General features: G+C 42.5%; 12 protein-coding genes and 1 pseudogene. 7 read left to right on the top strand and 6 right to left on the bottom strand.

Annotated features, from left to right (window positions below):
- Positions 1-91 precede the first annotated feature (91 nt).
- Positions 92-499, bottom strand: coding sequence for an OsmC family protein (locus SLS51_RS15360; protein WP_011144782.1), 408 nt, complete (start codon positions 497-499; stop codon positions 92-94).
- Between the two features lie 320 nt (positions 500-819).
- Between SLS51_RS15360 and crp the strand changes: the two genes are divergently transcribed.
- The gene (gene crp / locus SLS51_RS15355; RefSeq protein ID WP_010848517.1) at positions 820-1,452 is read left to right on the top strand and encodes a cAMP-activated global transcriptional regulator CRP; all 633 of its coding nucleotides are present in this window, start codon (positions 820-822) and stop codon (positions 1,450-1,452) included.
- 45 nt (positions 1,453-1,497) lie between these two features.
- Here crp and argD read toward each other — a convergent pair whose 3' ends face one another.
- Together argD and SLS51_RS15345 are read right to left on the bottom strand one after the other, a co-directional pair.
- A complete protein-coding gene (gene argD / locus SLS51_RS15350) occupies positions 1,498-2,712 on the bottom strand; it encodes a bifunctional acetylornithine/succinyldiaminopimelate transaminase (RefSeq protein WP_323839559.1) in 1,215 nt (404 codons plus the stop codon).
- A 122-nt stretch (positions 2,713-2,834) separates the two neighbouring features.
- A complete protein-coding gene (locus SLS51_RS15345; RefSeq protein ID WP_323839558.1) occupies positions 2,835-3,410 on the bottom strand; it encodes an aminodeoxychorismate synthase component II in 576 nt (191 codons plus the stop codon).
- 247 nt (positions 3,411-3,657) lie between these two features.
- Here SLS51_RS15345 and SLS51_RS15340 point away from each other — a divergent pair, with 247 nt between their 5' ends.
- The gene (locus SLS51_RS15340) at positions 3,658-3,954 is read left to right on the top strand and encodes a YcgJ family protein (RefSeq protein WP_323839557.1); all 297 of its coding nucleotides are present in this window, start codon (positions 3,658-3,660) and stop codon (positions 3,952-3,954) included.
- A gap of 53 nt (positions 3,955-4,007) precedes the next feature.
- Here SLS51_RS15340 and ppiA read toward each other — a convergent pair whose 3' ends face one another.
- Complete coding sequence (ppiA, locus tag SLS51_RS15335) at positions 4,008-4,577, bottom strand: peptidylprolyl isomerase A (RefSeq protein WP_323839556.1); 570 nt, start codon at positions 4,575-4,577, stop codon at positions 4,008-4,010.
- 307 nt (positions 4,578-4,884) lie between these two features.
- On the opposite strand from ppiA, the gene yihA reads away from it, so the two are divergent.
- On the top strand, positions 4,885-5,517 hold the full coding sequence (yihA, locus tag SLS51_RS15330; protein WP_323839555.1) for a ribosome biogenesis GTP-binding protein YihA/YsxC: 633 nt from the start codon (positions 4,885-4,887) through the stop codon (positions 5,515-5,517).
- 80 nt (positions 5,518-5,597) lie between these two features.
- Here yihA and spfP read toward each other — a convergent pair whose 3' ends face one another.
- Complete coding sequence (gene spfP / locus SLS51_RS24690; protein WP_438361642.1) at positions 5,598-5,645, bottom strand: small protein SpfP; 48 nt, start codon at positions 5,643-5,645, stop codon at positions 5,598-5,600.
- Between the two features lie 340 nt (positions 5,646-5,985).
- On the opposite strand from spfP, the gene SLS51_RS15325 reads away from it, so the two are divergent.
- Positions 5,986-6,138 (top strand): hypothetical protein, encoded by a 153-nt coding sequence (locus SLS51_RS15325; RefSeq protein ID WP_323839554.1) that lies wholly within the window; start codon positions 5,986-5,988, stop codon positions 6,136-6,138.
- 118 nt (positions 6,139-6,256) lie between these two features.
- Here the strand turns inward: SLS51_RS15325 and polA are convergent, their stop codons facing one another.
- The gene (polA, locus tag SLS51_RS15320; protein WP_323839553.1) at positions 6,257-9,046 is read right to left on the bottom strand and encodes a DNA polymerase I; all 2,790 of its coding nucleotides are present in this window, start codon (positions 9,044-9,046) and stop codon (positions 6,257-6,259) included.
- Between the two features lie 464 nt (positions 9,047-9,510).
- On the opposite strand from polA, the pseudogene SLS51_RS15315 reads away from it, so the two are divergent.
- From SLS51_RS15315 to SLS51_RS15305, 3 genes and pseudogenes are all read left to right on the top strand, one after another.
- Positions 9,511-9,660, top strand: a pseudogene (locus tag SLS51_RS15315) (HTH-like domain-containing protein); the annotation flags it as partial.
- Positions 9,661-9,684: 24 nt separating this feature from the next.
- Positions 9,685-12,312, top strand: a complete 2,628-nt coding sequence (locus SLS51_RS15310) for a TrlF family AAA-like ATPase (RefSeq protein WP_323839592.1) — start codon at positions 9,685-9,687, stop codon at positions 12,310-12,312.
- The gene (locus SLS51_RS15305; RefSeq protein WP_323839552.1) at positions 12,291-13,454 is read left to right on the top strand and encodes an RNA/DNA-binding domain-containing protein; all 1,164 of its coding nucleotides are present in this window, start codon (positions 12,291-12,293) and stop codon (positions 13,452-13,454) included. The genes SLS51_RS15310 and SLS51_RS15305 overlap by 22 nt, the downstream gene beginning before the upstream one ends.
- Positions 13,455-13,567: the final 113 nt, after the last annotated feature.

Below are 13,567 nucleotides of genomic sequence, written 5' to 3'. Positions count from 1 at the left end.
CTTAAAATTTGCATCTTATATTATTCAGTTAAAAAAACAGGTAACTGAAATATTAGTTACCTGATGTTATTTTTGATCACGAAATAATATCTTAATCTATATCTTTAACTTCAAAACTGTGGGTAATTTCAACTGATTTCCCCAACATCAATGCAACAGAGCAATATTTTTCTGCTGAAAGCATGACGGCACGTTCAACCGCTTTATCTATTAAATCTTTACCCGTAACAATAAAATGCAGATTAATATGAGTAAACAAGCGTGGCGGCTCTTCACGACGGCGGGAAGTTAATTTTACTTCACAATCTCTGATGTCATACCTGCCTTTATGCAAAATAGAAACTACATCAATCGTACTGCAACCACCGGCTGCCATTAATACCATTTCCATTGGGCTCGGTGCCTTATCACCGGCATTACCATCCATCATGATCTGATGACCGGAAGATGACTCCCCCAAAAGAGATAATCCTTCAACCCATTTTACCCGCGCTTGCATAAATACCTCTTAAGTCGTTCTTTGCATCCAAGCCTACTCTTTCAGTATTAAACTGGCAATCTAGTGAGCGGTTTATTATGCTGAAACAAGACAAGACAAGACAGAAACCCTTTCCTGTGTTAAAAACAGAAGTGGGCTAAGTATAGGCAGGTTATGATCAATACTTAAGGTTCAAATTTCAGATAACCTATATAAAACCCTTATCTGTCGGTTTTTCAACAAACTAATATGTTAAGCTAGTGTCTTTATAAGCCAGCCTGACGAGAAACTTTTAGATTCTCGTGTTATTTAGGCAGCGATAACAACAGAGGATGAAACGAATGGTTCTCGGCAAGCCACAAACAGACCCCACTCTTGAATGGTTTTTGTCACACTGCCATATTCATAAATATCCATCTAAAAGTACGCTTATTCATCAAGGCGAAAAAGCAGAGACGCTTTACTATATCGTAAAAGGTTCTGTTGCGGTTTTGATTAAAGATGAAGAAGGCAAAGAGATGATCCTTTCCTATCTAAATCAGGGGGATTTCATTGGTGAACTTGGATTATTTGAAGAGGGGCAAGAGCGTACAGCTTGGGTACGGGCCAAAAGCGCCTGTGAAGTGGCTGAAATCTCCTATAAAAAATTCCGTCAGCTGATTCAGGTAAACCCGGATATTTTGATGCGTTTATCTGCTCAAATGGCAAACCGTTTGCAAACAACTTCTGAGAAAGTCGGTAATCTGGCTTTCCTGGATGTTACCGGCCGGATTGCCCAAACTTTATTGAATCTGGCGAAACAACCAGATGCAATGACCCACCCGGATGGAATGCAAATCAAAATCACGCGTCAGGAAATTGGCCAGATTGTTGGCTGTTCCCGCGAAACAGTTGGTCGTATTCTGAAAATGCTAGAAGATCAAAACTTGATCTCCGCACACGGTAAAACTATTGTTGTTTACGGTACACGTTAACGCCCGAGTAATCAGCGCATAATCCTGCGCTGATTTCTCTTGTATTTAATTACACAACTGGTTAATTGCCTGTTCTAACCGCTCCATTCCTTGAGCAATCTCTTCTTCACTAATAATCAACGAAGGCGTGAAACGCAGTACATCGCCCCCCGCACTCAACAACATTAAGCCATTTTCAGCCGCCAGTTGCAGAATATCTTTAGCTTTTCCCTGATGTGGCGCTTTAAGTTCCGCACCAATCAGCAGACCCTTTCCGCGGATTTCACCAAATATCGAATATTTCTGATTGATATCATTCAGAAAATTCACCATTAAATTATGGCGTTTTTCAACTCCCGCCAGAACCGTGGGTGTATTAATAATATCAAAAGCAGCATTTGCAACTGCACAAGCCAACGGATTACCACCATAAGTTGTACCGTGAGTTCCCGGTGCCATCGCTGAAGCAATATTCTCCGTTGTCAGCATAGCGCTGATAGGGAAACCATTTCCCAATGCTTTTGCCGTGGTAATGATGTCTGGCGTAACATCATAATGCATATAAGAAAATAGCTTGCCAGTACGTCCCATCCCACTTTGCACTTCATCAAACACCAACAACACCTGATGCTTATCGCAAAGCTCACGCAACCCACGAATAAATGCCGGTGCTGCCGGCGTGACTCCCCCTTCGCCCTGAACCGGTTCTAATACAACAGCACAAGTATGGTCATCTATGACGGCCTTCACTGCATCTAAATCATTAAAAGGCACATGAATAATATCCGCGGGTTTTGGCCCAAAACCATCAGCATATTTTGGTTGACCACCCACGGAGACAGTAAATAAGGTACGACCATGAAAACCCTGATGAAATGCGATAATTTTGGTTTTATAGGGATTGTGACGCGTAATGGCATAGTGACGAGCCAGCTTAAATGCCGCTTCATTCGCTTCCGCTCCTGAGTTGGCAAAAAACACCCGCTCAGCGAAAGTCGCATCAATCAGTTTCTGCGCCAGAATCAAAGCCGGTTCATTGGTGAAAATATTACTGATATGCCAAAGTTTCTCCCCTTGCTGCTTCAAAACATCCACTAACGCAGGATGACAATGGCCCAAAGCCACAACAGCAATACCTCCTGCAAAATCAATATACTCTTTCCCATGCTGATCCCACACACGACTAGCTTGCCCTCTCACCGGTATAAACTGCGCTGGTGAATAAATTGGCAACATAACTTGATCATATGTATTTCTATCTACTGCGGTATGCTCCTTCATTTTCCCACCCGTTTTTTATATATACGCCATTCAGAAGTGAAAACATAATCACCAAATATGCATAAAAAATCAAAGATGGGCAAATGAAAAAGATGGATAAATGAAGAAATTATCGGTATCTGTTAATATCTCAGAAAGTTGCTCAGTAACTGGTGACCTTGCTCACTGAGAATACTTTCAGGATGGAACTGCACACCTTCCAGTGGTAGAGTGCGATGACGAATGCCCATAATTTCATCGACGTTGCCGTTATGCTGGCTCCATGCGGTGACTTCAAATGCGGCCGGTAATGTCTCTGCGGCAATCACCAATGAATGATAACGAGTCGCGGTCAATGGCCGGTTAAGCCCTTTGAACACACCTTGCTGATTATGATGAATAGCCGAAGTTTTTCCGTGCATCACTTCCCTGGCTTTTACCACGCTGGCACCAAACGCCTGACCAATTGCCTGATGCCCAAGACAAACACCAAGAATCGGCAACTTATCCGAAAAATGAGAAATCGCAGACAGAGAAATGCCGGCTTCATTTGGGGTACAAGGGCCTGGGGAAATAACCAAATGGGTAGGCGTCAATCTCTCAATATCTTCAAGCTGCAATTCATCATTGCGCTTAACTAAAACATCTGTACCCAATTCACAAAAATATTGATATAAGTTATATGTAAAAGAATCATAGTTATCTATTATTAGTAACATAGGAGTCTATCCTACTCATTTTTATCGCTGTATTTTGTTGCCCTGCCACTCCTGCAATTTGTTTATCCTGCACAACTGGCTCCAGGTAAAACGGCCTCGCAACAACGGGGCGGCTATCATAGCACATCAACATTTGTAGCATAGTACAACAAAATTAATGGCTGTTTTTTCTTCAAAAAACTTACTCTCATACCCTACAAAAAAACATACGCTCTATTTTGATATTCAATAAGTAAAGGTAATTGTTATGAAGACAAAACTGATTATAGCATCTCTTTTTTTACTGTCCTTCCCCACGCTGGCTGTTACCAAAGCCGCCAACATTTTCTTTCCGGGAAAAGGGGTGGTTTGTGATAAAAAAGGAAAATATTGCTCTGATCAACAAGGGCTATCGCTAAAATTAACCGAAAGATATTTAGGTAAAAAAGCGGTAAAACACCTGAAAAAAGAGTTTGGTGATGGAAAAGATGTCGATTTTTCCTCTTACACTTTAAGTAACGGCGAAACTGGCCTCTATTTAATGCAGGCCAGTTTGTTAATCTGATGAGAGTTAACCGGAAGACCAGAAACTGCCACAGCCAAAGTCATAGGAAAAAATTAAGGAATAATCTCCGCAGACAGAATAGCAACAGGTTTAACCGGTACATTCTGATATGGACCAACGTTTTCCGTTTTGACTTGAGAAATTTTATCCACAATATCCATACCTTTTACGACTTTACCAAATACTGCATAGCCAAAGTCACGCTGACCGTGATCAAGGAAAGCATTATCCGCTACATTAATAAAAAATTGGCTGGTAGCGCTGTCTTTATCAGCGGTACGTGCCATAGAGATAGTACCGCGTAAATTACGCAATCCATTATCTGCCTCATTTTTAATAGCAGCTTTAGTCGCTTTTTGCTGCAAATCTTTGGTAAAACCGCCACCCTGCACCATAAATCCAGGGATTACCCGATGGAAAATTGTATTGTTGTAATAACCCTCATTGACGTATTCAATAAAATTTTTCGTTGTAATTGGCGCTTTCTGGTTATTTAATTCCAGTTCAATATTACCCTCCGTTGTTGTCAGCTTCACGTGAGTTTCTCCCACCGCCAAAGCCAGAGGCGCCATTGCGCTCAGAGAGCATGCAGTTACAAGTGCTACTAAAATACGTTTAAACATTCTGGGTTCCTATATTATTAAGGTCAACAACACAAACTGAATCAATTCTAATAATCTCTTCAACATCGTGCTTAATATTTACCTACATTTACGCTATCAATCGGCTGGTGCTTTGAAGAAAAATGTATCCTTTCAATAACAAGTTAGATTTTATTTCATAAACCGGAGCATCATCAGTAACAAAATAGCAAGCTTGGTTCAACCCATCAGAAATATGTCATTATTTTTAATCCTGTCAACCAACAGTGGCTATCGGTATAATCGCCTTAGCCATATATTCAGCGCATTTCTCAGGGAGATAATCATTTTGACCATCAAAAACCACAACTATCATATGACCCGTTTTATCACGAGCGCACCTGATATTCGCCATCTGCCTCAAGATATGGGCATTGAAGTCGCATTTGCCGGTCGCTCAAATGCAGGTAAATCTAGCGCTCTGAATGCTCTGACGAAACAGAAAAGTCTCGCCCGCACCAGTAAAACGCCTGGTCGAACTCAACTCATCAATTTATTCGAAGTAGAAGAAGGTATTCGCCTGGTTGACTTACCCGGTTATGGCTATGCCGAAGTGCCGGAAGAGATGAAACGCAAATGGCAAAAAGCATTGGGTGAATATCTGCAAAAACGTGAATACCTGATCGGACTGGTTGTACTAATGGATATCCGTCACCCATTGAAAGATCTTGATCAGCAGATGATCCAATGGGCAGTCGCAATGCAGGTACCGGTTATGGTGTTGTTGACTAAAGCCGACAAACTGGCATCTGGTGCCCGTAAAAGTCAACTGAATAAGGTGCGTGACGCTTTGCTCGCGCTTAATGGGGATATTCAAGTAGAATATTTCTCAGTCCCGAAAAAAATCGGTATCGATAAACTACATCAGAAACTGGATATATGGTTCAGCCAGAAAGCCGTTCAAGTTGAAAACCATCGTTAATCCATCCTCTCTTTATACTTTTACGTGTTAAATTCAGTTGAAAAAATGCCCCAGTCAAAATTGACTGGGGCAGCTAATATTCAGCTAAATCCGATTACGTGAAGTAAAAGGTCTGAAAGATAGAACATCTTACCTCTGTACCCTACGCCAATAACTCTACCCTATTTTATTTATTAGAAAAAGCCTTTTTGTAATTTATTTTCAGAAATTATCTCGATTCAGCCGGGAATTCTGCTCATTTTGACGCCATTGAATGTAGTTTAATTACATATTTATGCGATCTAGATCTAAATATGCATTACATGGACAACAAATCGGTACAAGTGAATACAAAAAATTTATTTAACTAATAATATTACTTAGTGTAAATAAAATAACTGTTACACTTTCTCCCAATTGGGCATGGTTTTTCGTATAAACGCCTTGTGGGTAAAAATAAATCCGATACGACCTTATCAGGAGAGTAATATGAACCAACCCAATAATTTCTCACCAGATATAAATACTGACGATAGTTTTATTACACAATACTGTAAATCTGCAAGATATAGTAATTACAGTAATAATGATCATTATGGCTATACGGGAAAATGGCAAGAGAGTGGCTTGGGGAGGCGGTGACACCAGAGCACATGGTGACTATGATTAGCAGAGCTATTAAACATTGCTGTTTATGGTGAACAGTTCAAAAAAGGCTGAGCCAAATACACAGCTCAGCCATCACTGTTAATTCAAAATATCAGTGCGCCTGATCCCAATTGTCACCGATACCCACATCCACTTTCAACGGAACATCAAGCACCATACTCTTCTCCATCAATTCACGAATTTTCTGTTCTGCATATTCAAGTTCTGATTCATGAACCTCAAATACCAGCTCATCGTGAACCTGCATAATCATACGAACTTTCGGCGCTTCACTGATAATCCAGTCATCCACCGCAATCATGGCTTTTTTGATGATATCCGCCGCAGTTCCCTGCATTGGCGCGTTAATAGCTTCACGCTCTGCTGCCTTACGGCGCATGGCATTGCGAGATTTGATATCTGACAGATAAAGACGACGACCATCTAGCGTTTCAACGTAACCCTGCCCTTCCGCTTGTTTACGAGTACGCTCCATATACGCCAATACCCCCGGATAGCGCTCAAAATAGAGATCCATATAGCGTTGAGCTTCACCACGAGGAATACCTAACTGACGGGAAAGACCAAATGCGCTCATACCATAGATCAAACCAAAGTTAATCGCTTTGGCACTACGGCGTTGCTCACTGGTTACCTGTTCCAGTGGCAAACCAAAGACTTCCGCCGCCGTTGCCCGGTGAATGTCTTGTCCCTCAGCAAAAGCCTTTAACAACCCTTGATCTTGAGATAAATGGGCCATAATCCGCAACTCAACCTGAGAATAGTCAGCAGCCATAATCCGGTAACTTTCAGGTGCCACAAACGCCTGACGAATGCGGCGGCCCTCGTCATTACGGACAGGAATATTTTGCAAATTAGGATCACGTGAAGAGAGACGCCCAGTTGCCGTTACCGCTTGGTGATAGGAAGTATGCACCCGTTTGGTCAGCGGATGGACCATCTGCGGTAATTTATCGGTGTAAGTGGATTTCAATTTTGCCAACCCACGATGCTCTAAGATCACTTTCGGCAATGCATGGGTATCTGCCAACTCTTCCAGTACTTCTTCATTCGTGGATGGCGCACCATTTGGCGTTTTCTTTACCACCGGCAATTGCAATTTTTCAAACAATATCGTCTGTAATTGTTTTGGCGAAGCCAGATTGAAAACTTCACCTGCTAATTCGTGCGCTTCTTTTTCCAACTCATCCAGACGAGCAGTGATCTCTTTTGAATGCTCAACCAAAATATTTGCATCAATGAGTACGCCTGTACGTTCCATACGGGAAAGCACCATGACCAGTGGCATTTCTGTATTCAGGAATACCTTTTCTAGCGTCGGTGCTTTCTCCAATTGCGGCCACATAGCCTGATGCAGCAATAAAGTGACATCTGCATCTTCTGCGGCGTACATTGCGGCCTGTTCCACCGCGACCTGATTAAAAGTGAGCTGATTTTTACCTTTACCAGCAATCTCTTCAAACGTCGTGGTCTTATGATTCAAATGACGTTCAGCCAAGCTATCCATATCATGCCGACCCATACCTGCAACGCTATTAAGTACGTAAGATTCCAGCATGGTATCGTAAGCAATGCCTTGCAGTTCAATGCCGTAACGCGCCAACACGCCACGATCAAACTTAATATTCTGACCAATTTTCAGCAGTTTACTATCTTCAAGTAGCGGTTTTAATGCAGCCAACACAACTTCTCTGTCAAGTTGTTCAGGTGCCCCCAGATAGTCATGGCCTAGAGGTAGATAAGCCGCATCACCGGCAGAAATTGCGAATGACACCCCAACCAAATTAGCCGTCAAAGTATCAAGACTGTCAGTTTCGGTATCAAAAGCAAAAACCGGCGCTTTTTTCAGTTTCTCAATCCACTCATCAAAGCTTTGCTGATCAAGAATAGTCTGATAATTATCAGAAGAGAGTGTGGCCGCAGCAGATTTATCCTCCGTCGGAGATGATTCATCATTGCCAGTGGATACCGGTTTTTTGCCTTTCTCTGCCAGCCAATCGCCGTTTGCCACATCACTTAACCAGCGTTTGAATTCATAACGAGAAAACAACTGATGCAGTTTCTCCGTATCAAGCTCTTTGACTGACAAAGCAACGCAAGTTTTATCCAACTCAACATCGGTTTTGATAGTTGCCAGTTGATAGGAGAGATAAGCGACATCTTTATGCTGCACCATCTTATCCGCCAGCGTTTTCGCCCCACGGAAACTGAGCCCGGCAATTTTATCCAGATTGGCAAAGATATCATCCATACCACCAATCCCTTGCAGTAATCCCAGTGCGGTTTTTTCTCCTACGCCAGGTACGCCAGGAATATTGTCAGAAGAGTCTCCCATTAATGCCAGAAAATCGATAATCAGCTCTGGCGGCACACCATACTTTTCAACGACGTCTTCCGGCCCCAAAATGGTGTTATTCATGGTATTGATAAGCGTGATATTCGGCGTGACCAGTTGCGCCATATCTTTATCGCCAGTGCTGATAAGTACCGCACGCCCCTCTTTTTCTGCCTGTAACGCCAAAGTCCCGATCACATCATCAGCTTCTACTCCTGGCACCACCAGCAATGGTAATCCCATCGCTTCAACCATCTGATGTAGCGGTTCTATCTGAGTACGCAGATCATCCGGCATAGGAGGACGATGAGATTTATACTCAGCGAACAATTCATCACGAAAAGTTTTGCCTTTAGCATCAAATACCACCGCTACATGGCTTGGTTTGTACTGCATTATCAAGCTGCGGAGCATATTCAATACACCATACATGGCTCCGGTCGGTTCCCCTGCGCTATTCGTCAGCGGAGGGAAAGCATGATAAGCACGATAAAGGTATGAGGAGCCATCAACCAAAATCAGGGGATTGTCTGCTATCTGAGCCATAAATCTTCTTCATTATCTGTATTTATTACGGGTGTGATAAGGAAATAGGATGCCACAGCAAGAAGTAGGAAACGAACTTTATGTGAATTTTCTTTACTGGAACACGATTCAGATACTCACACCCTACTATAAATTCTGTGGATAACTTTGTGTATAGATATTACAAGTTTTATTTAGCTATTGATCGTTGATAAAAAAAATTTATCAACCTCAGGTAAAAATCAATGACTTATAATCTTGGTCATTAAACTGTCATATTGTCTTATAGATCACAGAGTTGTGGATATAACCAGAGTTTGTCTTACAAAAAAGTCTTCCTGACATGCATTGTGCCAAAGATTCTCAAGTTGGTGGGTAGGCCGTTTGTGATGTAACTTACTTTTGCCTTACCAGAAGTTGTTCGATTTCAATGTCAATTCTTGCTTTTTTATGTCCTTTATATAGGCACGTGAGTAGTGTTAAATATGAGTGAAAACGAGATTTACAGACGCATAAAGCTTGCTCTTGACAAAGCGCCAAGAAACCAATTTACGGTTGAGTTACATTTGCAAATGCTCAAGCATGCCGACGAATTAAAACACATTACAGAGAGGGAGTTTTGTGAAGGTGTAGGTAAATATTTTTGGAAGGGGGTATTAATGAGTGACGACACTTTTGAATATGGCAGCCGGTGGTTCAAGACGGATTTTCACCTCCATACCCGCGCGGATAAAGAGTTCAAATACACGGGTGCAGATAACGACTACATGAATCAATACGTACATTCGCTAACAGATGCCGGTATTGGCCTTGGTGTGATTACCAACCATAACAAGTTCAATATGCTCGAATTTCAGAATCTGCGCAAAAAGGCTCAAAAATCCGGCATTGGTCTGCTGCCCGGTATTGAGCTCTCGGTAAAAGATGGGAACGCGGGTGTGCATACCCTAGTAGTGTTTTCCGATGAGTGGATAAGCAACAAGGAGCAAAAAAATTATATCCAGGACTTTCTCAATGTGACCTTTGCCAAGCAAGCTAATTTTGAGCAGGAAAATGCGCGTTCGAATCACGATATTCTCGAAACCATTAAAATTTTGGATGGTTATCACAAAGACTACTTTTTAGTTTTTGCTCATGTGGAAGCACCCAACGGTTTATGGGGTGGTTTATCGCCGGGTCGGATAAAAGAACTTTTCGACAATGCTTCTGTTCGATGCAGAGCTTTGGCATTCCAAAAGGTTCGCTCCCGAAATGAGCGCACTAAGATCCAGCAAGCACTGGGTGACTTATATCCTGCTGAAATGGAAGGTTGCGACGCTAAGAACTTTGCCGATATGTCGGCCAGAAAGGAAAGCAGTTATCTCAAACTCGGTGCGTTCAGCTTTGAAGCTGTAAAATTTGCCTTGCGGGATAAGAGATCCCGTGTACAAGCTGAGCCACCTATCTATCGCCATTCGTTTATTCGTAAAATCAGTTTTGAAGGTGTGGGCACCTTGGGTGGCACTGAAATCTATCTATCACCGGAACTGAATACTCTGATTGGTATTCGTGGCAGTGGCAAATCTTCCGTATTGGAAGGCATTCGCTATGCCCTGAATATCCCGTTTGGCGATAAGTCCTCTGACGTTGAATATAAAGAAGGTTTAGTAAAGCATTTGCTATGCAGTGGCGGGAAGATCACTATCGACGCGATTGACCGACGAGGCCAACCTTACCAAATACGTCGTATATTAGGTGAACGCCCTGATGTATATGTTAACGGGCAATTACAGCCGGGGGTGTCGATTCGAGAAACCGTCCTACATCAACCCATTTACTTTGGTCAAAAAGACTTGTCGAGCACTGGCGCTGGATTTGAAAAAGACCTCATTGAAAAGCTGGTTGGGGAAGCTTTAATTCCTGTTCGCCAAAAGATAGAGCAAGGCCGTCAGCGCGTAGTGGATGCTATTGATCAGATTAAACGTTTAACCCGTGATGCCTTGCAGAAACAAGAGTGGCTGCAAAAAAAGCAGGATGTTGAGTTTAAGTTAAGGTTTTACCAGCAACACGGCGTAGAAGCCAAACTGCAAAAGCAGATTGATTTTGATCGGGATGAGCGCAAAGCGCAGCAGATGATCCAAGGGGCGCAGCATTATCTGACCGAGCTAAATAGCTTTATTGCCAGCTTTGAAGATGAACTGAAAAACCAGATTCTGTATAAGTCAGCACAAAATCAGCCTTTTTTCAATGGCTTTTTTGCGGTCTATCAACAGTTGCTCACTGGCTTTGATGAAATTAAGCAAGTGGCTGGAAGTGACCAAGCGACAGTTCAGCAATTGCAACAAAAGTTAGCGGGCTTTCAACAACAAAAACAAGCGTTGAAAGAAGAATTTGCGGAAATCGAGCGCAAGTTAGCCAGTGAGTTTCAACAAGCGGGTGCACAAGCAATCAGTCCGCAAGAGTTTAAGCAGCTTAAAAGTCAGCTCGATCAGGCTGAGCAAATGCTGGCTGTATTAGCCAAGAGTGAGCAGCAATATACGGATTTGAATCAAGGAGTTGAACGGGAATTAGTTCAACTGAATAGTCTTTGGTTTGAAGAATACTGCGCTATTGAGCAAGTGCTGAATAAAATCAATCGAGTGGATTCGCCGTTAAAAATTGTGCCGAAATTTAAAGATAACAAAGCGGCCATGCTCAAGCATATTCAGGATTTATACCGCGGCAGCCGTATTCAAGAAGTTACATTGAAAACAGTGGTGGACGAGTTCAGCGATTTTGGTGCGGCATGGCGAGAAAAGGATAAGTTGAAAACGCTGCTTGGTGGTTCATTTGATACCTTCTGTCAGTATTTTGAAGATAATCTAGACGCTTTGCTGACTTGGCAGGTGCCGAATGTTTTCACCATTGAATACCACGGTAAGGCTCTGGCTCATCATTCATTAGGACAGCGCGCATCTGCATTAATACTGTTTGTTCTAAGCCAACAAGAAAATGATGTTGTGATCATCGATCAGCCAGAAGACGACTTGGATAACCAGACGATCTATGACGATGTTATCAAGCTCATTCGTGAGTTAAAGCCAAAAACGCAGTTCGTCTTTGCCACTCATAACGCCAACATTCCAGTGTTAGGCGATGCTGAGCAAGTCATCGCCTGTGAATATCAGGATGATCATATTAATATTGTCAGTGGCAGCATTGACTGCGCGGATGTTCAGCAGCGTATAGTCGGTATTATGGAAGGTGGTGCAGAAGCCTTCGAGAAACGTAAACAGGTATATGAAGCATGGAAACCCAAGAGCTCTTAGCAATAATTGCACGTGATGAAGATAGCCGTTATCAATTTAAAGCAGACGTCAACAATGCATCTTCGTTGGGTGCCGAAATGGTAGCATTTTCCAATGGTACTGGAGGCTTGATTCTCATTGGTGTTAACAATGGCGATGGGTCTCGATCTGGATTGACGAGAGAAGATATCAGTCGAATTAATCAAGTCATAGCGAATGCTGCTACAAATAATGTTCGCCCCCCAATAAATCCTGTTACTGAAAACATTCAACTCCCCGATGGCCTGGTCATTGCTGTACATATAGAGCAAGGCATCAGTAAGCCTTATATGGATACTCAGGGCTATGTTTGGGTGAAAAATGGTTCTGATAAGCGAAGGGTGACCGCTCGCGAAGAATTGCAACGAATGTTTCAGGAGGCGGCACTGATTCATGCAGATGAGACGCCAGTAAGTGGTACGTCAGTAGCCGACATCGATCAGGAGTTCTTTGATTCGTTTTTTGAGGGAGAATACGGAGAGAGGGTTGAGGAGCACGGTGTATCTCGCTCTCAGCTTTTAGAGAATATGAATTTGGCTAAAAATGGTCAGTTGAATATTTGTGGTACTTTGTTGTTTGCATCGCGGCCTCAGATTCGCCTTCCTATTTTTATCGTAAAGGCTGTTGCCTTCCCCGGCGTGGATATTGAAGATGAGCACTATATTGATAGTCAGGATATCAATGGCAAGCTGTCGGATGTGTTCCAAAAGGTGCTGGGGTTTGTATTGGCAAATATACGACATATTCAAAATAAGCAAAGCTTTAACTCACTTGGCGAGCCTGAAATCCCGAGGATTGTTTTAGAAGAACTGATTTCCAATGCGCTTATTCATCGCGATTACTTTGTGTCAGCCCCCGTTAAAGTGCTGGTTTTTGCAGATCGAATTGAAATTATTAGCCCCGGCCACTTGCCCAATAATTTAACCATTGAGAACATCAAAATGGGGAACTCAAATATTCGTAACCCAATCTTGGCTTCATTTGCTTCTAAGGTATTGCCATACAGAGGCTTGGGAAGTGGTATTAAACGTGCAATCAAAGCATACCCAGATATTGAATTGATTGATAATAGGGAGGGGAATACATTCAAAGCTATCATTAGCCGAATGTTACTCAATGAGTGACTCCAAATCACTTCACTGAATATTTTCCGCCTGTATTTTGTGACAAAAACCGGCAAAAGCAGAAATCCGGTACCTGAGCAATCAGACTGTCGCCTACTAAGAAGAATCCCCCT

Origin of the sequence: Photorhabdus africana (assembly GCF_035181445.1) — a bacterium.
Lineage (GTDB): Bacteria > Pseudomonadota > Gammaproteobacteria > Enterobacterales > Enterobacteriaceae > Photorhabdus > Photorhabdus laumondii.
This window is presented reverse-complemented; position numbering and strand designations above follow the sequence as displayed.